Origin of the sequence: Sneathiella marina (assembly GCF_023746535.1) — a bacterium.
GTDB classification, from domain to species: Bacteria; Pseudomonadota; Alphaproteobacteria; order Sneathiellales; family Sneathiellaceae; genus Sneathiella; species Sneathiella marina.
Map to the genome: position 1 here is coordinate 3,151,393 of NZ_CP098747.1, position 26,648 is coordinate 3,178,040.

Annotated in this window: 25 protein-coding genes; 8 read left to right on the forward strand and 17 right to left on the reverse strand. The window is 53.9% G+C overall.

Going from position 1 to position 26,648, the window contains the following annotated elements; translation table 11 throughout:
• The first annotated feature begins 2 nt into the window (after nt 1-2).
• Nucleotides 3-1,775, forward strand: coding sequence for a hypothetical protein (locus NBZ79_RS15205; protein ID WP_251933393.1), 1,773 nt, complete (start codon nt 3-5; stop codon nt 1,773-1,775).
• Here the strand turns inward: NBZ79_RS15205 and NBZ79_RS15210 are convergent.
• Nucleotides 1,772-2,125 (reverse strand): MmcQ/YjbR family DNA-binding protein, encoded by a 354-nt coding sequence (locus NBZ79_RS15210; RefSeq protein ID WP_251933394.1) that lies wholly within the window; start codon nt 2,123-2,125, stop codon nt 1,772-1,774. The genes NBZ79_RS15205 and NBZ79_RS15210 overlap by 4 nt on opposite strands.
• A gap of 112 nt (nt 2,126-2,237) precedes the next feature.
• Here NBZ79_RS15210 and trhO point away from each other — a divergent pair, with 112 nt between their 5' ends.
• A complete protein-coding gene (gene trhO, locus NBZ79_RS15215; protein ID WP_251933395.1) occupies nt 2,238-3,146 on the forward strand; it encodes an oxygen-dependent tRNA uridine(34) hydroxylase TrhO in 909 nt (302 codons plus the stop codon).
• Between the two features lie 17 nt (nt 3,147-3,163).
• On the opposite strand, the gene NBZ79_RS15220 is transcribed toward trhO, so the two are convergent.
• The gene (locus NBZ79_RS15220; RefSeq protein ID WP_251933396.1) at nt 3,164-3,436 is read right to left on the reverse strand and encodes a DUF1127 domain-containing protein; all 273 of its coding nucleotides are present in this window, start codon (nt 3,434-3,436) and stop codon (nt 3,164-3,166) included.
• A 119-nt stretch (nt 3,437-3,555) separates the two neighbouring features.
• Between NBZ79_RS15220 and NBZ79_RS15225 the strand changes: the two genes are divergently transcribed.
• Nucleotides 3,556-4,482 (forward strand): LysR family transcriptional regulator, encoded by a 927-nt coding sequence (locus NBZ79_RS15225; protein WP_251933397.1) that lies wholly within the window; start codon nt 3,556-3,558, stop codon nt 4,480-4,482.
• A 26-nt stretch (nt 4,483-4,508) separates the two neighbouring features.
• Here the strand turns inward: NBZ79_RS15225 and NBZ79_RS15230 are convergent, their stop codons facing one another.
• The 3 genes from NBZ79_RS15230 to fliI form a co-directional block, all read right to left on the reverse strand.
• Nucleotides 4,509-5,345: an isocitrate lyase/PEP mutase family protein gene (locus NBZ79_RS15230; RefSeq protein WP_251933398.1), complete on the reverse strand. Its 837-nt coding sequence runs from the start codon at nt 5,343-5,345 to the stop codon at nt 4,509-4,511.
• 86 nt (nt 5,346-5,431) lie between these two features.
• The gene (locus NBZ79_RS15235) at nt 5,432-5,860 is read right to left on the reverse strand and encodes a flagellar FliJ family protein (RefSeq protein ID WP_251933399.1); all 429 of its coding nucleotides are present in this window, start codon (nt 5,858-5,860) and stop codon (nt 5,432-5,434) included.
• Nucleotides 5,861-5,863: 3 nt separating this feature from the next.
• Complete coding sequence (gene fliI / locus NBZ79_RS15240) at nt 5,864-7,195, reverse strand: flagellar protein export ATPase FliI (RefSeq protein WP_251933400.1); 1,332 nt, start codon at nt 7,193-7,195, stop codon at nt 5,864-5,866.
• Nucleotides 7,196-7,387: 192 nt separating this feature from the next.
• Here fliI and ctrA point away from each other — a divergent pair, with 192 nt between their 5' ends.
• Entirely contained in the window at nt 7,388-8,095 is a 708-nt protein-coding gene (gene ctrA, locus NBZ79_RS15245; RefSeq protein ID WP_251933401.1) for a response regulator transcription factor CtrA, read from the forward strand.
• Between the two features lie 246 nt (nt 8,096-8,341).
• Here the strand turns inward: ctrA and NBZ79_RS15250 are convergent, their stop codons facing one another.
• The 6 genes from NBZ79_RS15250 to NBZ79_RS15275 all read right to left on the reverse strand — a co-directional run bounded on the left by NBZ79_RS15250 (nt 8,342) and on the right by NBZ79_RS15275 (nt 14,803).
• Nucleotides 8,342-9,178, reverse strand: a complete 837-nt coding sequence (locus NBZ79_RS15250) for a CheR family methyltransferase (RefSeq protein ID WP_251933402.1) — start codon at nt 9,176-9,178, stop codon at nt 8,342-8,344.
• Nucleotides 9,175-10,302: a protein-glutamate methylesterase/protein-glutamine glutaminase gene (locus NBZ79_RS15255; protein WP_420854617.1), complete on the reverse strand. Its 1,128-nt coding sequence runs from the start codon at nt 10,300-10,302 to the stop codon at nt 9,175-9,177. The genes NBZ79_RS15250 and NBZ79_RS15255 overlap by 4 nt, the downstream gene beginning before the upstream one ends.
• A gap of 36 nt (nt 10,303-10,338) precedes the next feature.
• Nucleotides 10,339-10,704 carry a response regulator gene (locus tag NBZ79_RS15260; RefSeq protein ID WP_251933404.1) on the reverse strand — a complete coding sequence of 122 codons (366 nt, stop codon included), beginning with the start codon at nt 10,702-10,704 and terminating at the stop codon, nt 10,339-10,341.
• An 18-nt stretch (nt 10,705-10,722) separates the two neighbouring features.
• Nucleotides 10,723-11,178, reverse strand: a complete 456-nt coding sequence (locus tag NBZ79_RS15265) for a chemotaxis protein CheW (RefSeq protein ID WP_251933405.1) — start codon at nt 11,176-11,178, stop codon at nt 10,723-10,725.
• The gene (locus NBZ79_RS15270) at nt 11,175-13,922 is read right to left on the reverse strand and encodes a hybrid sensor histidine kinase/response regulator (protein WP_251933406.1); all 2,748 of its coding nucleotides are present in this window, start codon (nt 13,920-13,922) and stop codon (nt 11,175-11,177) included. Before NBZ79_RS15270 ends, NBZ79_RS15265 begins: the two co-directional genes overlap by 4 nt.
• A gap of 242 nt (nt 13,923-14,164) precedes the next feature.
• Complete coding sequence (locus tag NBZ79_RS15275) at nt 14,165-14,803, reverse strand: histidine phosphotransferase family protein (protein WP_251933407.1); 639 nt, start codon at nt 14,801-14,803, stop codon at nt 14,165-14,167.
• Nucleotides 14,804-14,918: 115 nt separating this feature from the next.
• Here NBZ79_RS15275 and NBZ79_RS15280 point away from each other — a divergent pair, with 115 nt between their 5' ends.
• The 4 genes from NBZ79_RS15280 to NBZ79_RS15295 are packed head-to-tail and all read left to right on the forward strand — an operon-like array spanning nt 14,919 to nt 20,298.
• Nucleotides 14,919-15,128 carry a DUF3553 domain-containing protein gene (locus NBZ79_RS15280; RefSeq protein ID WP_251933408.1) on the forward strand — a complete coding sequence of 70 codons (210 nt, stop codon included), beginning with the start codon at nt 14,919-14,921 and terminating at the stop codon, nt 15,126-15,128.
• A 4-nt stretch (nt 15,129-15,132) separates the two neighbouring features.
• Entirely contained in the window at nt 15,133-16,842 is a 1,710-nt protein-coding gene (locus NBZ79_RS15285) for an NAD(P)H-dependent oxidoreductase subunit E (protein ID WP_251933409.1), read from the forward strand.
• Nucleotides 16,839-19,598, forward strand: a complete 2,760-nt coding sequence (gene fdhF / locus NBZ79_RS15290) for a formate dehydrogenase subunit alpha (RefSeq protein ID WP_251933410.1) — start codon at nt 16,839-16,841, stop codon at nt 19,596-19,598. The genes NBZ79_RS15285 and fdhF overlap by 4 nt, the downstream gene beginning before the upstream one ends.
• Nucleotides 19,599-19,602: 4 nt before the next feature.
• Nucleotides 19,603-20,298 carry a type 1 glutamine amidotransferase gene (locus NBZ79_RS15295; protein ID WP_251933411.1) on the forward strand — a complete coding sequence of 232 codons (696 nt, stop codon included), beginning with the start codon at nt 19,603-19,605 and terminating at the stop codon, nt 20,296-20,298.
• Between the two features lie 26 nt (nt 20,299-20,324).
• On the opposite strand, the gene NBZ79_RS15300 is transcribed toward NBZ79_RS15295, so the two are convergent.
• From NBZ79_RS15300 to NBZ79_RS15325, 6 genes are read right to left on the reverse strand one after another with little or no spacing between them, the layout of a single operon-like run.
• Nucleotides 20,325-21,677 (reverse strand): MFS transporter, encoded by a 1,353-nt coding sequence (locus NBZ79_RS15300; protein ID WP_251933412.1) that lies wholly within the window; start codon nt 21,675-21,677, stop codon nt 20,325-20,327.
• 20 nt (nt 21,678-21,697) lie between these two features.
• A complete protein-coding gene (locus NBZ79_RS15305; protein WP_251933413.1) occupies nt 21,698-22,438 on the reverse strand; it encodes an enoyl-CoA hydratase/isomerase family protein in 741 nt (246 codons plus the stop codon).
• Between the two features lie 27 nt (nt 22,439-22,465).
• Complete coding sequence (locus tag NBZ79_RS15310; protein WP_251933414.1) at nt 22,466-23,365, reverse strand: DMT family transporter; 900 nt, start codon at nt 23,363-23,365, stop codon at nt 22,466-22,468.
• Between the two features lie 47 nt (nt 23,366-23,412).
• Nucleotides 23,413-24,201, reverse strand: a complete 789-nt coding sequence (locus NBZ79_RS15315) for an alpha/beta fold hydrolase (protein WP_251933415.1) — start codon at nt 24,199-24,201, stop codon at nt 23,413-23,415.
• Nucleotides 24,198-25,085 carry a 3-hydroxyisobutyrate dehydrogenase gene (gene mmsB / locus NBZ79_RS15320; protein ID WP_251933416.1) on the reverse strand — a complete coding sequence of 296 codons (888 nt, stop codon included), beginning with the start codon at nt 25,083-25,085 and terminating at the stop codon, nt 24,198-24,200. The genes NBZ79_RS15315 and mmsB overlap by 4 nt, the downstream gene beginning before the upstream one ends.
• 60 nt (nt 25,086-25,145) lie before the next feature.
• Nucleotides 25,146-26,639, reverse strand: a complete 1,494-nt coding sequence (locus tag NBZ79_RS15325) for a CoA-acylating methylmalonate-semialdehyde dehydrogenase (protein WP_251933417.1) — start codon at nt 26,637-26,639, stop codon at nt 25,146-25,148.
• Between the last annotated feature and the right edge of the window lie 9 nt (nt 26,640-26,648).

Below are 26,648 nucleotides of genomic sequence, written 5' to 3' on the forward strand. Positions count from 1 at the left end.
ATATGAGTGGTATTCGTTCCACATCCGGCGTTCCGCCCGCTGTCTCAAGTTCCGGGCAAGCGTCTACATCAGGTCCGGACCAGGTAACGCCGGTAAGTCCGGCGCAACCCGCTGGCGGGCAGACCGGCTTGCCCGTTTCCTCGGCGCCGCCAACGGGATCTCATTCACTTGAAGCGACGTTGATTACGGCTATTGTCACCGCGAAGACATCTGGCGAAAGCGTTATCCTGCATTCCGAGTTTGGGAATTTCAGGCTGACGACAACGGTACCGCTTGCGGTTGGAAGCCAGATCACCTTCGAAATTGATGCTGTCGAAGACATCATACTGGCGCGGCTGATCTCGAAAGACGGCAAACCCTTTTCATCGCCCATCGACGTTAGGTTACTGCCGATTGTCAACGCGACTACTCCCGGTCCGGAAAATTACATTCGGGCGGGGCAACTTCATCCATTGGAGCTTAAAGCCGGCTTGCAAAACCTGACAACGAGCCTGCCTGCACCGGAACTGAAGACGGCCGCGCCGCCATCGAAAGTCTCCTCAACGCCGGCGCCGACCGTTGTACCTTCTGCTATTGACCGACCGGCGCCGTCCGTGACGGGCGGGATCTCCCCGGCTGCCATACCGGAAGTACCGGCCCGGCTCAGTAACCTGCTGGCCTATGTAAACGCCCAGCCGCCACGGGCAGCCGATCCGTCTTTCACCGCGTCAACAACAGCAGCAACGCAAAACAGTAGTGCCCGCATGTATCATATGGTATCGGCGGAGCTCATGCCGTCGCTGGACAAGGCCGCGGCTGTGACCCGGCCAGAGGGGCTCTCCCCTATAAAACTGCAAAAAATTGACCTGGTCATCCGCTCGGAACAGGCGATGACAAATCCTGTAAATCGGCCGGATATCCTGCGGGCTACGGTGATTTCCGTTCAAGCGCCGCCGGCAGCCGGCGAAAAGCAGCAGGTTCATCTCGCCACACCGCTGGGCGTCATTTCCTACAGCAGCAAATCACCCCCGGCAGTTGGCAAGACCATGGAATTTGCCGTTGCCGACAAAATCATGGCGTTCCCACTGGCCTATACGGATATCCAGCAACCGGGGGCCCGCGAGCCGCTGATGCGGGTCATGGGCGACTGGCAGAACCTGCGGCAAGCCATGAACGTTGTTGCAGTACAGGATCCGGTCTTGGCGCAATCGGTAATCAATGCGGTTATCCCGCAGGCCAACAGCCAGCTTTCTTCGGGTTTGTTATTCTTTATGGCGGCCCTGAAACTCGGCTCGGTCGAGAAATGGCTGGGACAGGATTTCAAGATGGCTCTGGAAGCCAGCGGCAGAACTGCTCTGCTCCGTGGGTTGGAAGAAGATTTCGGCACCTTCTCACGCCTGCAGAGCGATTCCGGTGGGCAAGACTGGAAAAGCCTGAACTTCCCGTTTTTTGACGGGCAGAACCTGCGCCAGATCCGCATGTTCCACCGCCAGAACCATGCACAGGACGGAACGGACGACGACACGTCCTCCACCCGTTTCGTGATTGAGCTCAGCCTGACACAATCGGGCCCGTTACAGCTTGATGGTATTTTCTCGCCGCGCCAGTTTGATTTGATCTTGCGCAGCGAACAGGAAATCCCGTCCCCCATGAAGCAACATATCCTGTCGCTATTTACGGAGAATATGGAAATCTCGGGCTTGCGCGGACAGCTCGTCTTCAAGAAGATTTCGCCCTTTCCGATCGATCCACTGGCCGAATGGGAAACCGGTGTCAGCACGGGCGACACGGGTTAGATCCCGAGATCCTTTCGCATCGCTTTTGTCAGCTTGGTCGAGACGATGGCATAGGCCTCCTGGATATAGGCGCGGATATCCTCGTCAGTCATGGCCTCGCCCGACGTCAGCTGCACCCATTTCGCCCGGGCCAGATACGGGGCCGGCACAATATGTGCCTGCTCACAAAGTATGCGGTAGGACAAATCGGAGCATTTAAAGCTGATTTTCTGTTCCTCGCCTTTCCCCCAATGGGAGCAGATGGCGAATATCTTGCCGCCAATTTTCCAGACCGATGCGTTCCCCCATTGCACTACATTGCTGACCGCCGGCAGGCCCTGGCAATATTCATCAAACTCGTCCCGCGTCATGTCTCCGCCCTCTTCCTGATTTTAGTCACCAGCGCCATTATGCCACACTTGAAGCGCGGAAGATGCTGGGCCATATTCCCCGTCACGCACCCTAGACCATAGAAAGCGCATTATGTTTGTTGTCGCGGCCCTTTATAAATTTGTCGCCCTGCCCGATTATAAGGAGTTACAGCCGGTTCTGCTAACCCTTTGTAAGGAAAATGATATTCAGGGAACTTTGCTGCTGGCGGAAGAAGGAATTAACGGCACCGTCTCCGGCTCGCGGGAGGCCATCGACAGATTACTGGCCTTTTTAAAAGCTGACGAACGATTCGCACAATTGCAGCATAAAGAGGCCCTCAACGAGCAACAGCCCTTCTATCGCATGAAAGTCCGGTTGAAAAAAGAGATTGTCACCCTGGGCGCGCCCGGTGTTGATCCGCGCCATACGGTGGGTAATTATGTCAAACCGAAAGACTGGAATGCACTCACTGCGGATCCGGACGTCTTGCTGATCGATACGCGCAACGACTATGAGGTGGAAGTCGGCACCTTCAAAGGCGCCGTCAATCCCGAGACCAAGACCTTTCGCGAGTTCACGCAATTTGTCGACGAGAAGCTGGACCACAGCAGGCACAAGAAAGTGGCCATGTTCTGCACCGGCGGCATTCGCTGCGAAAAATCCACGTCTTACTTACTGTCGCAAGGCTTTGACGAAGTGTATCATCTGGAAGGCGGTATCTTGCAATATCTGGAGGATGTGCCAAGGGAAAACAGCACCTGGGAAGGTGAGTGTTTCGTCTTCGACCAGCGGGTTACCGTCGATCATGACCTGAACAAGGGCTCCTATGATCAATGTTATGCCTGCCGCTATCCGATCACGGAAGCGGACAAGAAATCAGCCCTGTATGAAAAAGGCGTCTCCTGCCCGCGCTGCCATGACAGCCTGACCGATGCGCAACAACAACGCTTCACCGAGCGGCAGAAGCAAATTGAGCTGGCCGCCGCCCGCAATGAAATCCATATCGGCAGTAAAGACTGACCTCCGGCACCCTTTCGCTATTTGAAAAACCGGCGGCGTTCAATGGCCAGAATCTCGTCGTCGGCCCGCGGCAGGCCCCGCCTGATTTCCCGCCGGGTCACACCGATATCCTTCAAGGTTCGGTCACTCGCCCGTAACAAGTGCCACTGTGCCGCCCGTGCCCGGCGCCAGCGATGAAATTTATCAATCAATCCAGCTGGAAAAACTGAAAACTGGCTGTTATCAGCTTTCTCACCATAAGCTGGGGAGGCACATTGCCCGCAATGCGTCTTTCCTAAAATGTCAGACATGACGTTTCTCCAATTTCCATAAGGAATGTTTTCCTGCCTGCTCCAATATTTGGGAAGAAAGATAATTCAATCAAACGAATAAATTTGACTCTATTGTTCAGTTTTTCTAAATTATCCCCATGACCATACAACCCGACATATCCAAACAACCGCATTTGCCGTCGCTGGAAATCGACGTTCTGAAAACCTTTGTTGCCATTATCGAGACCGGCAGTTTCTCAAAGGCGGCGGAGCGGGTGTTTCGCAGCCCGTCTGCTGTCTCCATGCAGATCAAAAAGCTGGAGGCAGTGCTTGAGCGCCCGTTATTTCAACGCGATACCCGCTCGCTGACCGTCACCGCAGACGGGGAGATGCTGTTAAGCTATGCCCGTCGCATCCTTTCGTTGAATGACGAGGTTGTCAGTCATTTCACCTTGCCGGACATGAGCGGTACGGTGCGTCTGGGAGCGGCCGAGGATTATGGCGCCCGGCTGCTGCCGGTCATTCTCCAGCGGTTCGCCAAAAGCCATCCGAACATTGCCGTTAATGTGGTCATGGAAAGCGCCAATGCCATGATGAAAAGTCTGGAAGAAGGCCAACTTGACGTGGTGATGATTACGACATCCCATCGCCAGCCCCCGATGCCGGGAAGCAAAATATTGCTAGAGGAAAAACTGGCCTGGGTCGGATTAAAAGGCGGATGCGCCTATGATCGCGACCCCCTGCCGGTTTCCCTGTGGGAAAAAGGCTGCGCCTGGCGGGACACGGCAGTTGGCGCGCTTGAGGCATCGGGCCGGGAATATCGCGTTGCCTATCAAAGCGCACAGACGCAGGCCCAGCGTGCCGCCATTCTTGCGGATCTGGCCATCGCCCCTTTCGCCGCTTCCCTGATCGAACCGCCCCTGGTCAAACTGGGGCCAGAGTGCGGCTTGCCGGAACTCGACAATTATCAGGTCCGGCTCATGGCAAATCCCACCCTTGATCCGGCGGCGCAAGCGGTGTTCAATCATGTGGTCGCCTGTTTCGAGGCGTTCAAGGCCGGGGAGCTGGAATGCATTCCGGGCTAACCCTGACCTTCTGATCCACCCCTGCTTTAGGCACCGCCGATCAGGTTCAGTTTGGCGAGTTTACCGAAGGATGCGGCGGGCTTGAAGCTTTCAAACGAACCGCTTTTCATGATATCCGCCATGGAATCAACCAGCGCCCCGTAGGCCACCCGTGATAACGCCGATCCGGCGCTGACCCGTGTCACACCGGCCTCCTGCAACTCCTCCAGGGTGACACCGGGCAGACCGATGCCCGCCACCACATTCACCGGTTTCGACACCTGACTGCAAACATGCCGAATGGTATCCAGATCCGGCAGGCCGGGCGCATAGAGCACATCGGCCCCGACCCGCTCATAGCCCTGAAGTCGGGCCAAGGTATCATCCAGATCAGGACGGCCATGCAGGTAATTCTCCGCCCGCGCCGTCAGCATAAAGGGCCGGTCCAGCCCCTGTACCACCTCCACCGCCGCCGCGATCCGCTCGATGGCAAAGTCCTGCTCATACAGCGGATTGTCAGGATCACTGGTGGTATCCTCGATGGTGCAACCGGCAAGGCCTATTTCAGCCGCCATGGCCACGGTTTTCGCCACTTCTTCAGGGGAATCACCATAGCCGTTTTCCAGATCCGCACTGACCGGCAGCGAGGTGGCGGCGATAATCTCGGCCGCATGGGCCAAGACCTCATCACGCATCACATCCCCGATGGCCAGCCCCTTGCCGCGGGAAAAGGAATAGCCGGCACTGGTCGTCGCCAATGCCTCCGCCCCCAGCGCCGCCACCATCTTCGCCGACCCCACATCCCACGGATTGGGCAAAAAGAACGCCGTCCCGCGCCCATGCAACGCCTTAAACGCCTCCGCCTTTGCAACAATATTCGACATGGCCCTGATCCTCTCGCCTATTTGTTCATGTTTTGTTCAGTATGAAGCGGGACGGAGAAACACACAAGAGGAAAAGGCAACTGTAACTAGGAATTTTGGCTCTGCAGGCCGCGGCGGTAGAGGTCGATGGCCAGGTCGTCGATTTGTTTTTGCTCGGCCCGCTGTTCGGCGAGGCGGGCGCGTTTGTCGCGGACATCGAGGGCGACTTCATATTTCTTCAACTCGCGATAGCAAAAAGACACTTCGTCTTTCAGGACAATAATTTTCTGCGAGATTTCCGAAATGCTGGTTTGCAGATTTTCCAGCCGCTCCTTGGCGGCGGTGGCATAGTTGGAATAGGCGAAGTTAATATCCGGATCCTCGGCGGCGATCTCCTGCTCGCGTTGTTGTTCGCGTTGCAGGTCGGTACGTTGCGCCATAAAGCTGTCGCGCATTTGCTCCATATCCGTGAGTTCCCGGCGTTTTTCGTCGAGTTTCCATTTATGTAGCCGGATGAGATTGCTGAGACCCTTCATAATCTATGCCGTTTCCAGTTGGGGGACCGTGTCCAGAATTTCCGCCAGTTGTCCGTAGCAATCGGCGAGGCTGGTGCGGTCGGTTTTTTGCTGGGTCATAAAAGTTTCCAGCAAAGGCTGATAGTGAATGGCTTCATCGACCAGGGGATCCGTGCCTTTTCGATAGGCGCCCAGGCGGATCATCTCGGCCATATCTTCATATGTGGACAGATATTGCTTGGCCTTGGTGATAATCTGGTTTTCCCCGTCCGTATTACAGCCGGGCATGGTCCGCGAGATGGATTTCAGAACATTTACGGCCGGATAACGGCCGCGCTCGGCGATTTGTCGTTCCATGACAATATGACCGTCGAGAATACCGCGCACCGCATCGGCCACCGGTTCATTATGATCATCCCCCTCAACCAGCACGGTGAAAAGACCGGTAATGGTGCCCTTGCCGGCACCGGGTCCGGCCCGCTCCAGTAACTTGGGCAGTTCGCTGAACACGGTCGGCGTATAGCCCTTGGTTGCCGGCGGCTCACCGCCGGACAGGCCAATATCCCGCTGGGCCATGGCAAAGCGGGTGACACTATCCATCAGGCACAGCACATCCTGTTCCTGATCGCGGAAATATTCGGCCAGCGATAACGTCAGATACGCCGCCTGACGGCGCATAAGAGCGCTTTCGTCTGACGTCGCGACCACCACGACACTGCGTTTCAAGCCTTCCTCGCCCAGGTCGTCTTCAATAAATTCCTGTACTTCGCGGCCCCGCTCACCGATCAGGCCGATGACGTTCACATCCGCCTCTGTATTGCGGGCGAGCATGGAGAAGAGAACCGACTTGCCGACACCGGAGCCTGAGAATATCCCCATGCGTTGTCCGCGGCAGCAGCTGACAAAAGAGTTCAGGGCGCGAACCCCGAGATCGATTTTACTGCCGACCCGCTGGCGGGCATGGGCAGGCGGCGGTGTGTTTCTGAAGGGGATGCGAATTTTGCCCTGCTTCAAAGGCGGACCGCCATCGATGGGCTCGCCCATGGCATTGACAACCCGGCCAAGCCAGCTTTCATCTGGATAAATCACCGGATCCTGCTCGGCGACCTCGGCCTTGCAGCCGATACCGATACCATCCAGTGCCGCGAACGGCATCAGGAGACTGCGGTCATTGCGAAAGCCGACAACCTCGCATTTGACTTTCCCCCCGTCGCGGGCCAGCAGGTTAACCCGGCTGCCAATACTCAATTGACGCTGGATACCGCCCACTTCCACCAGGAGACCCTGGATGGCGACAACCCGGCCGTAATATTGGATGGATGAGATCCGCTCGATTTCAGAAATAAGGCTCTGCACTTAAAAAGCACTCCGTGCTGCGTATAATCATTCTTTAATGTTCGTTGGTAACCTGCATTGTGAACAGGATCATTTAACGTTTGGTAAACACAGAAATATTTTAGTTAATAAAGATAGTTAATTTTTGTCTTGGGCTTTAACCATTTGTTAAGTTAAGTTGTTAATAATATTCGGGTACAGGAGGTCCAGCTTATGCGGGTTTTATTGATAGAAGATGATAGTTCCATGGCAAAAGGCATCGAATTGATGCTCAATGCCGAAGGGTTAAATGTTTACACCACAGATCTCGGCGAAGAAGGCGTAGATCTTGGGAAACTCTATGATTATGACATTATTATACTGGATTTGGGCTTGCCCGATATGTCCGGATATGACGTGTTGAAGAAGCTAAGAACAGCGAAAGTCACCACACCGATTTTAATTCTGTCCGGCATGTCCGAGCCAGATGACAAAGTGAAAGGTTTGGGCTTTGGTGCTGACGATTATTTAACGAAGCCTTTTAACAAAGATGAACTTGTCGCGCGAATTCATGCGATTGTTCGCCGTTCGAAAGGCCATGCACAATCCACTATCCTGACCGGTAAACTAACCGTCAATCTTGATTCCAAATCAGTTGAAGTCAGTGGCCAGCGCCTGCATCTGACAGGCAAGGAATACGGGATGCTGGAACTGTTGAGCCTGCGAAAAGGCACAACCCTGACCAAGGAAATGTTCCTCAATCACCTGTATGGGGGGATGGATGAGCCTGAATTGAAAATCATTGATGTTTTCGTCTGCAAGCTGCGCAAAAAACTGGCGGCGGCCACCGCAGGGGATAATTATATTGAAACGGTCTGGGGACGCGGCTATGTGCTTCGGGATCCCGATGAAGGGTCAATGGTCCAGGCGAAAGCCAGCTAAGACACTTTTGAACCAACCAATTTCAAGGCGGCGGTATTTTCCAATACCGCCGTTTTTTTATGGGCATGGCAGGGTCGGTTTTTTCTTATACGGATTTTCTATCAATAGGCCTCATTAATATAAATTCCATATTAATTAATTTCACGAGCTACCTCTCCGGCCCGGTCCCGCTCTCGCAATAAAAACGGGGCGCGTCCTCCTTAAGAGAACACGCCCCTGAATTTTCAGGCTCGGTAACCGCAGGTCCTACCCCGTTGCGGCCATCAACCCACCGGAGGCGGAGGAATAGACCCCGCGCAATCCTTCAACGGGTTTGAACTGGTCACAAATCCCCAGCACCGTTTCTGCCCCGCCCAAAAAGAGGGCTCCGTCATCGGCCAGGATACCATGGATCTGTTCAAGCACCTGCGCCTTGGTTTCCTTGTCAAAATAAATCAGAACGTTGCGGCAGAACACCACATCGAAATGCCCCAGATCGGTCAGGCTTTCCAGAAGGTTCTTATGCTGGAACTTGACCATGGCCCGGATGGAGCTGTCGATTTGCCAGATCTCCCCGGTTTGCTGGAAATATTTAACCAGGAGCTGGATCGGCAGGCCCCGCTGGACTTCAAACTGGGAATACAGACCGGCTTTGGCCTTCTCCAGCACTTCATTTGAAATATCGGTGGCCATAATCTCAACCCGCCATCCGGCCATTTGCGCCGCCTGTTCAGACAGCAGCATGGCGAGGGAATAGGGTTCCTGCCCGGTTGAGCAGGCGGCATTCAAAATCCGCAGGGATTTCTGCCCGGCCCGTGCTTCCAGAAGCTTGGGCAGTACCTGATCTCTAAAAATATCAAAGGGCTTGGTATCGCGGAAAAAGAAGGTTTCGTTGGTCGTCATCGCCTCAATGATTTCCGAGAGCAACCGCTCATCGCGATGCCGCCGGATCTCTTCGGCAAGATCTTCAAGGCTATCCAGTCCGCGACGTCGGGCCAGAGGCACGAGGCGGCTTTCAAGCAAATAGACTTTTTCTTCCGTCAGGACGAGACCTGAGCGCTGGTGAACAATTTCACCGAATAGCTGGAAGTCCTGGCTGTTCATGCGGGCCTCCCTGAAAGATATCCCTCAATTGACGCAGAAATATCCTGCAACGGGACAACAGAATTACAGACGCCGGCATTGGCAACAGCCCCCGGCATCCCCCAGACCACACTTGTTTCTTCATCTTGGCCAATCACGATTGCATTTGCCTCCGCAAGTTTTTGACAACCCTTAAGTCCGTCATGTCCCATTCCTGTCAGGATAACTGTTAGTACACGGTTACTGTAAACAGACAGTAAACTTCGCAACATCGGATCCACAGAAGGCCGGCAGAAATTTTCCGGCGCATCCTGGTTCAATCGAATGACGGTATCATTCTCTTCACGCTGAAGGGTCATATGCCAATCGCCCGGCGCCACATAAACCCGGCCGTCGACAACCCTGTCGCCGTCCTTGGCTTCGACAACTTCCTTGTCATAAATCTTGTTCAGATGCTCTGCCAGCAACGCCGTAAAGGTTGCGGGCATATGCTGGGTTATGACGATGGGCAGGTTGGTTTTACCCTTCAAATCCTCGAATAGCTTGAACAAAGCCTGCGGACCGCCCGTGGAAGACCCGATCGCAATGATCTTCGGCGGTAGAATAGCCGACGCAGGGCGTAAAGTGATTGGTTCGTTTGAGCCAAAAAGCTTCGGCTCGCTCACCGGCGCATCCGACTTCGCGGCCACAGGTCTCAGGACAGACTTGCCGGTCGTTTCCTCACGGCTCCGTCGCGCGGCGCCCAAAACCCGAACTTTTTCGGTCAGGCCGCGCTGAAACGCTTCCTTCTCGTCATTGACACGGGTTGATTCCGGTTTCGCAATATAATCGGCGGCCCCCATGGACAGCGCCTTCAGGCTGACATCCGCATTCCGCCGGGTCAGGGTCGACGCCATAATCACCTGCAGGTCGGAATCCATTGCAATCAGTTGCGGCAATGCTGTCATGCCATCCATTTCCGGCATTTCTATATCAAGGATAATGATTTCGGGTTTATAGATTTTGCAATCCCGAAGGGCTGCCACGCCGTTATTGGCGCTGGCGACAACCTGAATATCGTCTTCCATATCCAGCCATCGGGTCAGAAACCCGCGGATTACCGCAGAGTCATCAACGACCATGACACGGTAGGGATCTCGAGCCATCGATGCCGGTATTGGGGATCTACTAAGTTGACTCACTTACAGCACTCCTACCTGCGAGAATTTCGCCTCAATAATCGCCCGATCAAAGGGTTTCATAATATATTCATTGGCACCCGCCGAGATGGCTTCGCGAATATGGGCCATGTCGTTTTCCGTTGTGCAGAAAATCACGACCGGATCTTCACCGCCCTGTTCCTGTCTTAAGGTGCGCAGGAAATCGATGCCGTTCATGACCGGCATATTCCAGTCAAGCAAAATGACATCTGGCATATTTTCATTGCACGCATCGAGGGCGCATTTTCCATCTTCAGCTTCCGAAATTCCAAATTTCAGGTCTTCCAGAATTTTTCTCGCAACCATCCGAACGACTTTGGAATCGTCGACTATCAAACATGAAGGCATAAATATTCTCCGATTTTCCTATGCGGCAATGGCAGAGTTACCTGCGAAATTCAGCAGGCGATCAATTTGTAAAATAACCAGCAACTTGTCTTCTAAACGGTAGATGCCCGCCGAAACATCGCGCCACCGGGAATCCAGTGTAACGGGATTTTGTTGCAGGTCATCGGGGTTCAGTTCCAGCACTTCCCCCACATTGTCGATGAGCAGGCTGTAGGGTTCACCCTGGCTTTCAACAACGACACTCATGCCGCTCTCTCCCTCGGGCAAATCCGGTAAACTCAAGCGTTTACGCACATCAATCGCGGTAACGATCCGTCCGCGCAAATTCAGGACACCGGCAACTTCCGGCGACGACAAAGGTATTTTTGTCAAGGCCAGGTCACGCAGGACATCATGGACTTCCAACACGGGAATCCCAAAAAGCTGGTCTGCTATCTGGACAGTTACATATTCTTGTAAAATTTCGTTATTCATCCTGCGGCTCCACCTGCTCCTATTGTTTGAGAAAGGACATTCATGAGACTGTCCCGATCAAATTTGGCGACATAGTCCGTAAATCCAACATCCCTGCCCCGATCAAAATCCTGTTGCCGGGTATGGGAGGACAAGGCGACAATGGGCGTTTCTTTCCACCTGTCATCGCGTTTTACCTGTGTGGCAAATTCGAAACCGTCCATTTCCGGCATTTCGACATCACTGATAATAATGTCATAAGAGTTCCCTTTTTCCCGTAGTTCAAGGGCATCGGCACCATTTTCCGCCGTACTGACGGCATACCCGGCCGCTGTTAGCAACGGCACCAGCATATTGCGGAAGAAGGGACTGTCATCAACCAACAGGATCGATTGTTTTTCATCCGCTTCTCCGAAGGCACGGGAACTCCCGTTTTCGAACCAGTTTCCAAAACAGAGCTTTAGATAATATCCGACATCGATCAGATCCGTCGCCTTGTCGCGGACGACTGCACTTCCAATGAGGCCTTCCTTGTCGGAGGTCATCTCAACGTTCAATTTGTCTTCAACGATATCAACGATCTCATCGACGATCAGACCCATAGTCCGGTCGTCATCACTGAAGACCAGAACGGGCTGGCGGCCGGTTTCAGCAATTTTTGTCGTCTCATCGATGATTGTCAGAGGCATCAACTGGCCACGATACTGAACAACCATTTTGTCGTCGGCAGTCTCTATGGTTTCAACGTCAATTTCCTCGAGACGGGCAATGAGCGAGAGAGGCACCGCTTTCGGCTCCTCACCACCGGCACGGAAAACCAGCAACGCTGTTTTTTCTTCCATTTTCGCACCCAAATTCTCTTCTTCATTGATCTGGTGTTCAGCGCCGACCGCCGCCTCGCCGGAGGTTGCCGCGATACCATTCGGATCCAGGATCATGATGACGCTGCCGTCACCCAGAATGGTATTTCCTGAGAAAATGGACAGATGCTTGAGAATGGGAGCAATGGGTTTGACGACAATTTCCTCTGTGTCGAACACCCGGTCAACCACGATACCAAAGGTATAATCGCCAACCTGCGTGACCACGACAAACTCTTCGGGTCCCTTAACTTCGCTTTTGTCTGCCACTTCATCCGCCGCTGTTTCCAATTTCAGGATATCGTTCAGATGAACAAGCGGTAACAGATGATCGCGCAGACGCAGAACCGGTGAATCATTGACCATCTCGATTGTATTATCTGCTTCCTGATCGGTTGATGCACGAACCAGCTCAACCACACTTGTTTGCGGAATGGCAAATCGCTCGGCACAACATTCAACGACCAGAGCGGAAACAATGGCCAGGGTCAGTGGGATCTTGATGGTAAAGGTTGATCCCTCGCCTTCCTCGGACGTCAGGGCAATGGTCCCGCCGATTTTCTCGATATTGGACCGAACCACATCCATGCCGACACCCCGACCGGAAACATTGGTCACATGCTCGGCAGTTGAAAAGCCCGGACGCATAATGAAATTCTGTATTTGCTGGCTCGACATGGTTGCAAGTTCGGCGTCTGTCGCCAAACCGTTTTCCAGAACCTTTTGCTTGATCTTTTCAGCGTTCAACCCACGACCATCGTCCGTGATGGTAATGATGATATGTCCACCTTCATGATAGGCATCAAGAACGATCTTGCCGGTTTCCTTTTTGCCGGCAGCCGTACGATCCGCCGGAATTTCCAGGCCATGATCGGCTGAGTTCCGGATCATATGGGTCAGCGGGTCCTTGATCAGTTCCAGAACCTGCCGGTCCAGTTCCGTCTCCGCGCCATGCATGACGAGATCGATTTTCTTTTCCAGCTCATGGCTGAGGTCGCGCACAATACGGGGCAGCTTTGACCAGGCATTGCCGATGGGCTGCATGCGGGTTTTCATCAACCCTTCCTGCAATTCCGTCGTGACATGGCTGAGCCGTTGCAAGGGAACCGTGAATTCATTGTCATCCATGCCGCGAACCATCTGTAACAGCTGGTTGCGCGTCAGCACCAGTTCGCTGACCATAGTCATGAGATTTTCAAGCATATCGACATTCACGCGAATGCTCTGATTGGCGAGGCTGGATTCTTTTGGTGCGCCGTCGCTGGCTTTGGCAGCTGGCTTGACGGGCTCTGGCGGCTTCACAACTTCTTCGGGGCCGGGCGCGGCATTAAAGGCCGCTTCGAGCTCCTCCATTGAGACCTCGCCAGGTTTCAAGTCACTCGCTTCAGCTGTATCGCTGACATCATCCGGTCCGTCTGCTGCAAGAAAGGCCGCTTCCAATTCAGCTTCTGTCGCCTTGCCGCGGGTATCTTCCTCCGCAGCCGGTGCGGCTTCCTCCGCTTTGACTTCCTCGACCTTTCCGTCTTCCGGCCCGAAAGCGACATCATTGAGACGCCGGATCAAATCCGCGTCATTGCCCTCAGGCTCGCCTTCCGTCTCTTCAATAACTGCAAGGATGTCCTTGATCACATCCATGGCTTCAAGGATGATTGTCACCACATCGGACGTGACCGTCAATTCCCGGTCGCGGATCTTGCCAAGAACGTTCTCTCCGGCATGGGCGACGGCTTCCAAACGGGGCAGGCCTAGAAACCCGCAGGTTCCTTTAATGGTATGGACGAGGCGAAATATATTGTCGATTTGGCTTTCGTCACTCGGATCTTGTTCAAGCACCACCAGGGAGGCATCTACAATTCCAATATTTTCGTTGGTTTCCGTCAAAAACTCACTTAACAGATCATCCATGGCGCTGTTCTCTCCATATACTTGGCTACTTGGTCGTAGCACTAACACTCTTCATACTCTCAAGCAGAATGCAGGATATAGGTTAACAAGCGGTTACAAACCCACGCCTATGGCCGGATTTTTTGACGGATATTGAATTCTAGATAATTTTGTCGAAAATTTTTATCAAAAACCGGACAGTCCCCCGCCCGATTTTCTACTCTTGGTCAAAGGACCCCGAATTCCCGATTTAAGCTATTCGATCAGGCCGCGCGGACCGACAGGACAACTTCACTTTCATCCATGCTGACGATGTCAAGTTTGGCCCCCGTATTCTCAACAAGCGCCATTATATAATATGTGCCGACATTTTGGGCGGTCAGGGCCGCATCGTCATAGCCGTTCAGCAATGCCGTTGTTACCTCTTCGCGCAAACCCGCCCGCGGGCCATATGCCGTGTACGTGAAGGACCAGTCACGCCCGGTTACAGATCCGTCTATGGATAACTCTCCGCCGCGCGGCAGGGCACCGCTGGCCAGAACCACAAGGTTACAGATGATCTTGATGACATCTTTAGGCAGATTTTCGGCGCCCCCCGCTTCATCGGGCCAGGTGAAAGCGATTTTGCCGTAGGACATGAATTCGCGGCACAGGGTGCGGGCTTCCCTGAGGGAGATCTCCGGCCCCATGCCCCCGGCCAGGCCAAACGCAAGCCGGTAAAACTGCAGACGGGCGGAAGCTTCGCTTGCACTTTGGCTGACCAGCTCAAGCGCCTGCTCGCGCATGTCCTCATTGCCCTCATCCTGCAACAGCTCAATACCATTGCTGACCGCCCCGACAGGGCCGATAACATCATGGCATAATTTCGAACTCATAAGGGCTGCCAGTTTTAAATCAATCATACTCTCTCCAAAAATCTGCGCCCGTGATGGGGGCGGAATATCCTGTGTCGTCTGTGCGACAATTATGTATATTATTTATGCAACAATCCGTCAGGTTATGTTAAGAGAAAAAATCATGCTCTCATTTTTTTCACCAGGTCAATATGTCCGTCACCCACAGGAACCGGATTGGGGGATCGGGCAGGTGCAGTCGTCTGTTGCGGACCGGGTAACAGTTAATTTTGAGCATGCGGGCAAGCAACTTATTATTGCCAGTCTGGTGGAACTCCAGACCATCAGTGCTGAAGAAGCCCGTGCGAGCCGCGGCGGTAAGAGTAAGGGGTAAGAGGATGTCATCGGGTAAAACGGTTTTTGCTGTGCCTAAGGCACCGGGACGCGGGAAGCGCAAAGCCAGGTATGAGCGCAAGGGTCGCCAGGTCGATCCGTTTGCGGCGCGGGAGATTGCGACGCTGCTAGGTGATCGCTCCCGCCAGAGGGATCTGTTGATCGAGCATCTGCATTTGATTCAGGATACATATGGATTTCTGTCGGCTGCCCATTTGACAGCCCTGGCCGATGAGATGCGGATGGCCCTGGCCGAGGTTTATGAGGTGGCGACCTTCTATCATAACTTTGAGGTGGTGAAAGAGGTGGGCGCCGCCCCCGCGGCACTGACTTTAAAGGTTTGCGACAGCCTGAGTTGCGAGATGGCAGGAAGCGTGGCGCTGCAGCAGGAGCTTGCGGCAAAATATGGTGCAAGCCTACGGGTTACCCATGGTGCCTGCATGGGACGCTGTGAATGCGCGCCTGTCGTCCGGCTGAAAGACCGGTATGTTGAAAATGCGACCGTGGCGGATGTGGAAACGGTTGTTGAAGCGGCCAAGATCAATGCGCCCCTTGCCGAGCTCGATGCCCCCTCCTTGAAAAGCTATCAGGATGCCGGCGGCTTCAAAGCGCTTATGGGCCTGCGCTCCGGTGATCTGACAGCGGAGGCAATTATCGAAACGTTGAGCGATGCGGGACATCGCGGCCTGGGCGGGGCGGGTTTTCCCCATGCGCTGAAGCTGAACTCCGTGTTGTCCGTACCGGGGCCGCGCTATATGGCGGTCAATGCCGATGAAAGCGAGCCGGGCACGTTCAAGGACCGGTATTTTATGAACACGAACCCCTATCCGTTTCTGGAAGGGATGCTGATTGCGGCACGGATTGTCGAGGCCGAGGCAATTTACATCTTCCTGCGCGATGAATATCCGGAAACCGCTCACCTCCTCAGCCATTGTCTGGCCCAGATCCGCGAGGCTGGCCTTGATGACGGACGGACCATCCATCTTCGCCGCGGCGCCGGCGCCTATATCTGCGGGGAAGAAAGCGCCATGCTGGAGAGTATTGAAGGCAAGCGCGGCCTGCCGCGGCACAAACCGCCCTTCCCGGCCCATGTGGGCCTGTTTGGCCAGCCAACCCTGATCAATAATGTGGAAACCCTGTATTGGTTGCCGGACATTATCAACAAGGGAACGGCCTGGTTCAAGGACGGGGGCCGCAATGGCGGCACCGGCTTTCGCACCTTTTCCTTATCCGGCCATGTGAACAAGCCCGGCGTCTATATCACACCGGCGGGCATCACGGCGCAGGAGCTGATCGACGAGTTTGGCGGCGGGATGAAAGACGGCCACACGTTTCGCGCCTATTTACCGGGCGGTGCCTCCGGCGGCATCCTGCCCTCCTCCATGGCTGATATCCCGCTGGATTTCGGCACCTTGGAAAAATACGGCTGCTTTATCGGGTCCGCCGCCGTGATCGTGATCTCCGATCAGGACGATATGAAAATGATCGGGCGCAACCTGATGCGTTTCTTTGAAGACGAAAGCTGCGGTCAATGCACCCCCTGCCGGGCGGGTACGGAAAAAGCACTGCAGCTCATGGACGCGAAACAATGGGATGCGGACCTGCTAACGGAGCTGAGCGATTGTATGCGCGATGCGTCCATCTGCGGACTGGGACAGGCGGCACCGAATGGTCTCCTCTCGATCCTCAAACATTTCCCGGAGGATGTGCAATGAGTGACATCATCTCCTTTATACTGGACGGCAAGACTGTCTCCGCGACTACAAACGACTCTATCTGGGACGTGGCGAAGCGCGAAGGGACAAAAATCCCCCATCTCTGCCACACGGACCGTGTTGGTTTTGAGGCGGACGGCAACTGCCGGGCCTGCATGGTGGAAATTGAGGGCGAACGTGTTCTTGCGGCCAGCTGTATCCGGACACCGACCGAAGGTATGGTGGTCAATACGGCCACCGACCGGCCGACCAAGGCCCGGAAAATGGTGATGGAACTGCTGATCGCCGATCAGCCTGATCGCGCCGCTACCTATGATACGGACAGTCATTTCTGGCAAATGGCTGATCAGCAGCAGATCAAGGATAGCCGGTTTGACGCCCGAGACATGCCAGGCGATGATCTATCCCATCCGGCCATGGCGGTTAATCTGGATGCCTGTATCAACTGCAACCTCTGCGTCCGGGCCTGTCGTGACGTGCAGGTCAATGACGTGATCGGCATGGCTGGCCGCGGTGTGGGCTCGAAGATTGTCTTTGATTTTGACGATCCCATGGGGGAGAGTTCCTGCGTTGGCTGCGGCGAATGTGTGCAAGCCTGCCCGACAGGGGCGTTGCTGGAGAAAACCGTTGTTGGAGATACGCGGATCGACCGCGAGGTTCACAGCGTCTGCCCGTTCTGCGGTGTGGGCTGTCAGCTGACCTTTAAAATCCGCGATGACAAGATCCTGTATGCGGAAGGCCGGGACGGTCCGGCCAATGAGGAACGGCTCTGTATCAAGGGCCGTTTCGGCTTCGATTATATCCATAATCCGGAGCGCCTGACCACACCCCTTATACGTAAAGAAGGGATCGCCAAGGATGACGTGGCCACGCTGGATCCAGCCAACCCACTCACCCATTTCCGCGAAGCCAGCTGGGAAGAAGCCCTTGAACTCGCCGCGAATGGCTTAATCCAGGTCCGCGAGACAAAAGGCGGCAATGCCCTTGCAGGATTTGGCTCGGCCAAGGGCTCTAACGAAGAGGCCTATCTCTTCCAGAAACTGGTGCGTACGGGCTTTGGCACCAACAATGTCGATCACTGTACGCGGCTATGCCATGCCTCGTCCGTGGCGGCCTTGCTGGAAACGGTGGGTTCGGGAGCGGTCTCGGCGCCGTTTAATGAAGCGGAAAATGCCGAGGTGATCATGGTCATCGGCTCCAACCCGACCATCAATCATCCCGTAGCAGCGACCTTCTTCAAAAATGCGGTTAAAAAGGGCGCCAAGCTGATCATCATCGACCCGCGCGGTCAATCGCTGTCCCGTCATGCAACCTATATGCTGCAGGAAAAGCCCGGAACCGACGTGGCCCTGCTCAACTCCATGATGCATGTGATTGTCAAAGAAGGTCTTACGGATAAAGACTACATCAAGAACCATACCGAGAATTTTGCCGAGCTGAAAGCTCATCTGGACGGGTTCAGCCCCGAAGCCATGGAGAAAGTGACCGGTATCGATCCGGATCTGATCCGCGACGTGGCGCGGGAATTCGCCACGGCCAAATCCTCCATCATATTCTGGGGCATGGGCATCAGCCAGCATGTGCATGGCACGGACAATTCCCGCTGCCTGATCAGCCTGTCCCTGATGACCGGACAGGTCGGGCGCCCCGGAACCGGCCTGCATCCCCTGCGCGGTCAGAATAACGTGCAAGGGGCTTCCGATGTGGCCCTGATCCCGATGTTCCTGCCCGATTACCAGTCAGTTGAGGATCCCGTCATTCGGGAACGGTTCGAGAAATTCTGGAATGCCGATATTGATCCCAATAAAGGCCTCACAGTCGTTGAGATAACCGAAGCCGTGCATAAAGGGACAATCAATGGCATGTACATCATGGGTGAAAACCCGGCCATGTCGGACCCCAATGTCAGCCATGCCCGCGAAGCCTTGTCTCTGCTGGATCATCTGGTGGTGCAGGATCTGTTCCTGACGGAAACCGCGGCCTATGCGGATGTGGTGCTGCCAGCTTCTGCCTGGCCGGAAAAAGATGGCACTGTTACGAATACCAACCGGCAGGTACAAATGGGACGCGCCGCTGTTCCCATGCCCGGCGACGCCCGTCAGGACCTCTGGATCATTCAGGAAATGGCAAAGCGTCTCGGGCTTGACTGGAACTACGGTCATGTCAAAGAGGTGTTTACGGAAATGACCCAGGTAATGGGAAGCATCAAGGGCATCAGCTGGGATCGGCTGGAAAATGCTGATGCGGTTATCTACCCTTGCGAAAGCCCTGAAGATCCCGGGCAACCGCTGATCTTTACAGAAAATTTTCCAACGAAGAATGGCCTTGGCAAATTTGTTCCAGCCAGCCTGATCTCACCGGATGAAACACCGGATCAGGATTTTCCGACAGTTCTCACGACGGGACGCCTGCTGGAGCATTGGCATACCGGCTCCATGACCCGCCGCTCCGAGGTTCTGGATGCGGTTGAGCCGGAGCCCATTGTCCATATGGCACCGGGCATGATGGAAAATCTTGAGATCCTGCCCGGTGACCTGGTTACCGTAAGTTCGCGTCGTGGCCAGCTCGATATCAAAGTCCGCGCCGATGGCGGTGTGCAGAACGGCATGATTTTCATCCCCTTCTGCTACGCTGAGGCTGCGGCAAACCTTCTGACCAATGACGCGCTCGACCCTTTCGGAAAAATTGCCGAGGTCAAATTCTGCGCCGTAAAGGTCGAGAAGAAAAAAATGCCGGAATTGGCAGGAGATCTCTAAAATAATGACAACAAAAATCGGCATACTGCAAACCGGGCATCTTGACGGATATCTGGGCGAAACCTATGGACAATATCCCCAGATGTTTCAAAACCTGCTGGCATCGGAACCGTTCGAATACCGAATATACAAAGTTGTGGACGGAGAGTTCCCTGCGAGCCCGACAGAGTGCGACGGGTGGATTATCACCGGCTCCAAGCATGGTGTATATGAGGATCATGACTGGATAAAACCATTGGAAGAATTCTGCCGGAAACTTGTCACCGGCAATCAGCCAACAGTCGGCATTTGTTTTGGCCATCAAATCCTGGCGCAAGCCATGGGGGCCAAAGTCGGTAAGTTTGAAGGCGGTTGGGGCGTTGGCCTGAAAGAGTATGTTTTAAGCGAAACCGGTGAATCAGTTCACCTTCTGGCCTTTCATCAGGATCAGGTTCTGGAACAGCCCGAAAACACGGACATTCTTATGTCGTCAGATTTCTGCCAGTTTGCCGGTTTAAGATATTCACCTACCTGCTATTCCATTCAGCCACATCCTGAACATACCATTCCTTTTATAACTGATCTTATAAAAGTCCGACGTGGTAAAGCGGTGCCCGACGATGTCGCCGATGCCGCCTTAGCCAAACCCAATGAGCCGAATGATCAGGCTCGGTTTGGCCAAATGATGGGGGACGTATTGGACGGCAAGTTACGTCTTTGACTTTCCCCGGTTATTCATGACTGAACCTATTCAACGACAGCTCTTTCCGCAGAAAACCACGCCCAGATTAATCCTCCTGCGGTTAGAGCAGCGGCTACCATGAAAATGATTGCGTAGCTCCCGGTCAGAGCGAATAAAACGCCGCCAATGGCCACGCTGACGGTACCGCCCAGCAATTGTGAGGTCATTAATATACCGCCCGCCTGGCCATGCTTTTCCAGCGGCACTGATGCCATGACCGGACGCCGGCCGGCGATAAACAAGGCACAATTGGTAATCCCCCAGGCAATAAATCCCGGGATAAGATATAGGTAGCTTGCCCCGGACATAAAATATCCCACCCACATCATCCCCAAAACAGTGAGGATCAAACTGATCAATAGAACCGGGCGGGCGCCTATGCGGTCAACAATCATCCCTGTCGGAGTACCGGTCAAGGGAGCCATGCCAACGGCGGACAAAAGAATGATCCCTGCCATTAACGGGCTCAGTTTCAGAATATCCTGCAAGTACAAAGCTCCGAAAATGACAATACACATTTGATTGAACTGGGCGATGAAGATGACGAAGTTGCAAACGGAAAACGTCCCATTGTTGAACAGATCCAGTTCCATCAAGGGATTTTTCTTCTTGTTCTCGAGAGAGATGAAAACCCCGATGACACCAACACCGCCGATCGCCATTCCAATTATGACAGGACTGGTCCAGCCCCAATCCGGGCCCTGCATAAGGGCAAAAACGATTAACCCCAGCCCGCCGACCAGGGCCAAAAGACCCGGATAGTCAAATGCTGTTGTTTCTTCATCTTTCTCGATATCCCGCCAAGTACTGAGAACAATAATTGCAATTGCAATCATAACCGGAATGTTAATCCAGAAAATCCAGCGCCAGGAAAATAGGTCTGTAAAGAAACCACCGACAAGCGGGCCAATGCCCAGGAAGAAAGTGCCGACAGCACCGTAAATGCCCAGAGCCAGACCGCGCTGTTCAGCCGGGAAGGTGAGGGTAATCATGGCAAGTGAAACGGGGAAGATTATTGCAGCTCCGGCACCTTGAAAAATACGGGCGGTCACCATTTCAGCGCCGGAATCCGCAAAACCGCAGGCAAAGGACGCAGCGCCAAAAACTATCATGCTAAGGGTAAAAAGATTTCTAATCCCAAAAATGTCGCCGAGTTTGCCGCCGACCGCCGCAAGTCCGGTAAAGACCAGAAGATAGGCATTGATCACCCAATGGGATAACGAATCAGAGAGGCCTAGATCATTTCGTATGGTCGGCAGGGCAACACCAACAACGGTTTCATCCAACAGGATAATTCCCATGACGCCTCCCATGGCGCCAAGGATCCACCATTTGCGCATGTCGTCACTTATCATCATGCCCCCCTTTGAGTGTTATGCTATTCCTTTTTGAAACTGGAAAGCCGCTCCTCTTCCCCACTTGCTCGGCCCGGGCTGTTGTCACGTTCAAACTGGAGGCCCGCCTTCAAGCCAAATTCCTGCCCTTTGTTGAGCAGCATCTTGTCGGCCCGCAACGTATGCCAGGAGTTTTCAACCATATCCCGCGCGAGCTGGAGTACGGTTTCCGATAGTATGGGATCCGGCACACATTTATTTGCAAGGCCGATTTCAAATGCCTCCTGACCGCCAATGACGCGCCCTGTGTACATCATTTCCTTGGCACACTGAATGCCAACACGGCGGGGTAATCGCTGGCTCATTCCCCATAGCGGTGTTAGCGCCCATTTTCCATGGGTATCCGCGAATTTTGCCCCCTTTCCGCACACCAGCAAATCACAAGCGAGCGCAAGTTCCAATGCGCCCGTGTAACAATGCCCGGCGATCTCGCCGATAACCGGTTGCGGTAAATCCTCAATCATTTCAACAGTTTCCGCTTGAAATGCCGGATGAGGTGCTACGTCACCCGCCTGCATGGCCTTTAAATCATTTCCTGCGGAAAAGGAGCGCCCATTGCCCCGCAGAATGACACATCCAATGGCATCAGATTGCTGCCGCAGCGCGTCGATATGGTTGCGCAATTCAACGAAAAGCGACGGACTCAATGCATTGAGCGCCTCTGGTCGATTGAGGCTGACAATTGCGATACCATCTTGATCTTGCCGTGTTACCAGATCTGCCATGATGTTTTCCTTTTTATTATTTGTTAATCAGGACTTGGTCCCGGCCCCAGCCCGGCGACCCATAAAGCGTTCCCGATAGAATGTATAAACGCCACTGCCTACGATAATCAGGCTGCCAAAAATTGTCCACTGGTCCGGAATGTCTCCAAAAACGATAATACCAAGTATGATGGCCCAGAGCAGGATCGTGTATCGAAACGGTGAGGAAAAACTAATGTCGCCGACCCGCATGGTCATAACACTAAACAGATACCCAAATATGACGAAGACCGCAGCGCCGGACAGCAAGAATAGCCCTTCCGCAGTTACCGGTTTCCATTCCATGGTAAAAGACAGAACACCGCCGACCGTCAGAATGGCAATTGATGTTAGTAAGGACACGAAGAGCGAGGGCACGGCCTGGGAGAGCTGGCGCGTTGTTATATCCCGCAACACAATGAAAAAGACGGCGGCAACGGCCCAGAGTGAAAATTCGTTAAACCCGTCGGATCCGGGACGGACGATAATAAGCACCCCGATAAACCCCACAGCAATCGCCAGGTATCGCCGCCAGCCAACAGCCTCCCGCAGGAACAGCGCTCCGGCGAGTGTCACCGCCAAAGGCAACGCCTGCAAGATGGCTGTCGCATTGGCGATCGGCATATTAAAGAGGGCCGTGAGAAAACAAACCGTTCCCCCAATTTCCCCAATCAGTCGAAGGACCAGCGTTTTCCTGTCCGCCTTGGGTATCCGGAATACAAATGCCTTGTTATATGCCGTTAACGCGCCGAGCAGGATTGTCGTAAAAATACCCCGCAGGAACATTGCCTGAAACATGCTCAGATGCTCGGCGGCAAGCTTCATGGTGGTATCATTGAGGACGAAGGCGGCCATGCTGATGGACATGTAAGCGGCGCCGCGCATATTGTCGGAAAGTTGAATTGTCATACAGCCATTAATCTCGCAATCGGCGCATAACCGCAAGCTCTAACCTGCTAGCTAATGTCGCGTAAGAAAGGAACAGAAGCACCAAGAACCATGTCACGTTTTTCAGACCACGGAGAGTGACCGCACCCCGCCAACAGGAGTTTCTGAAATGATCCACCTGTCGCGCTTTCAATTGTCTCGATTTGCGCAAGGGTTCCATAATTATCGTCGAGCCCCTGAATAACAAAAACCGGCACCGAGATGGCGGGCAAATAGTTTTCGATATTCCAGCTTCGAAATGCCGGATCCAGCCAGGCATCATTCCATCCGCGAAAAGCAGTCTCCGTATTCATTCCATGGAATTTTTCAAGCTTGGTTTTCAAGTCAGCTTGATCATATGCGCGTTTCGCAAATCGAATTCCCTGTACGGAAATATCTTCGCAATAGACATGCGGCGCCATGGCAATCACGGCGCGTGGTGCCGGCAGCTTGGCTGCTCCCGCGTAAATCAGAGATATGGAGGCACCGTCTGAATGGCCAACCAGGGCAAAATTCTCGATTTCGAAATGCGCCAGGATTTGAGGCAGCATCTCTGTTGCTTCGTGTTGCATGTAATCTAAGGGGCGTGGCAAGTCGCAAGGGCCCGAGCTGCCATATCCCAACCGGCTATAAACCAAGCCGGGACTTCCCGTCATCTGGCAAAGCTGATCGGGAAAATCTTTCCACAATGCCGCACAGCCGAGGCCCTCATGCATGAAGACGAGAGTTGGACGACCGTGTTCAGAGGCGGCAATCAGTCGATATTCAATTGCCGACCCTGAAATATCTGCAATATCCGTCTTTATCGCAACGCTCACGATTTCCGGATCATGTTGACAATGCCCGAGAAATCCGCGGCCTCTCCGTCGCCGGATACATAATTTTCGTAAAGATCCATGGCCGCCTTACCCAGCGCTGTTGACGCCCCAAATCCCTCAGCTGCTTCCTGACTGAGATGCAGATCTTTCAGCATATTCTGCGCCGAGAAGCCAGGTTTATAGTCATTGTTCGCCGGACTGGTTGGGACCGGCCCCGGAACCGGGCAGTAACTGGTCAGGGACCAGCATTGACCGGAGGCCGTAGAGACAATATCAAACATTGTCTGATGTTCCAGCCCGAGTTTTTCTGCCAGGACAAAAGCTTCGCTGACACCGATCATGGAGATGCCGAGGATCATGTTATTGCAGATTTTTGCTGCCTGACCATTTCCCGCTCCGCCCGTGTGAACGATATTCTGACCCATCGCAGACAGAATTGGCTGGGCCATGGTAAAAGCGGCACTTGTTCCGCCAACCATAAAGGTCAGGGATCCAGCCGCAGCGCCGCCAACACCGCCGCTCACCGGTGCATCTACCATATGCATTCCGGCAGCCGATGCCGCCGTTGCCGCCTCGCGGGCCGTTGCCACATCAATCGTTGAGCAATCAATAAATAATGTGTCTGCATCCGCCGCCGCCAAGATGCCCGCATCCCCAAGATAGACCGCTCGCACATGATCGCCCTTTGGCAACATTGTAACGACGACGCCAACACCCGAGGCGGCCTCAGTCGCGGTCGCACAGGCTTCAGCGCCCTCGGCAACACAGAGTGCCACAGCGTCAGCTGATAGATCAAAAACTTTGACGGAATGGCCGGCTTTTAACAGGTTGAGCGCCATTGGCCCGCCCATGTTACCGACCCCAATAAAACCAATTCTGGCCATTTTCAGTCTCCTTTGTGACCGGCTACGCCTTCGCGCAGCCGGACGCGTGATTGAGGTGGGTTATTTGAAAGTCGGAATGCTGAACTCGGCGCCCGCCTTGATACTGTCGGGCCATCTGGAGGTAACCGTTTTCACTTTCGTATAGAAACGAACGCCTTCCGGTCCATGCTGATTATGGTCACCGAAGGCAGAGTTTTTCCAGCCACCGAAGCTATGGAACGCCAACGGAACAGGGATCGGCACATTGACACCGACCATGCCGATTTCAACATTATTGGAGAAGGCTCGCGCGACATCACCGTTACGAGTAAAAATGGAAGTTCCATTTCCGAATTCGTGTTTGTCGACCATTTCGACGGCTTCGTTGAAGGTCGGAGCACGAACAACAGATAAAACAGGGCCGAAGATTTCTTCCTTGTAAATCCGCATATCCGTTTGGACATTATCAAACAGACAGCCGCCCATGTAATACCCGTTTTCATATCCCTGCAGCGAGAGATCCCGACCATCAACAACCAGATCCGCGCCTTCTTCAACACCGAGATCCACATAGCCTTTAACCTTTGCCAGATGATCTGCCGTCACAAGCGGTCCCATATCGCCATCTGCCGCACTTGGCCCGACTTTCAATGCCCGCACTCTTGGCGAGAGCTTTTCGATCAGTTCGTCACCCGCGCCGCCAACGGCCACGGCAACGGAAATCGCCATGCAGCGTTCGCCTGCAGATCCATATCCAGCGCCGATAAGGGCATCAACGGCTTTATCCATATCCGCATCCGGCATCACCAGCATATGGTTCTTCGCGCCGCCCATGGCCTGCACGCGCTTGCCTGCCTCTGCTGCCCGCGCATAGACATATTTTGCAATGGGTGTTGATCCAACAAAGCTGACAGCTTTTACACGAGGATCATCGAGGATGGTGTCCACGGCCAGCTTGTCGCCATTTATCACATTGAGAACACCGGCTGGTGCGCCTGCTTCAAGCATCAGCTCCGCCAACTTCATGGGCAGCGACGGATCTTTCTCAGATGGCTTCAGGACGAAACAGTTACCGCAGGCAATCGCAACAGCAAACATCCACATGGGAACCATGGCGGGGAAGTTAAACGGTGTGATACCGGCGACAACACCCAAAGGTTTCCGCATGGAATACATATCGATGCCGGACGAAACATTGTCAGAAAATTCGCCTTTTAACAGATGAGGAATACCGCAGGCAAATTCCACGACTTCCAGCCCGCGAATGATTGATCCCTTGGCGTCTGAATGAACCTTGCCATGCTCACTGGAGAGCAACGCCGCCAGTTCTTCGATATTCTCTTCGATCAGTTGCTTGTATCGAAACATGACGCGAGCCCGGGTAATCGGGGATGTGTTCGCCCATTCATCTGCAACAGCCTGGCTATTGGCGATTGCCGCTTCAACCTCTTCAACTGTGGCCAACGGCAGGTCAGCCATATGCTCGCCCGTGCTTGGATTATATACCGGGCTAAACCGGCCTGATTTTCCGGCGATATATTGACCACCGATAAAATGTTTAAGTTGTTCTGTCATTGGTTCCGC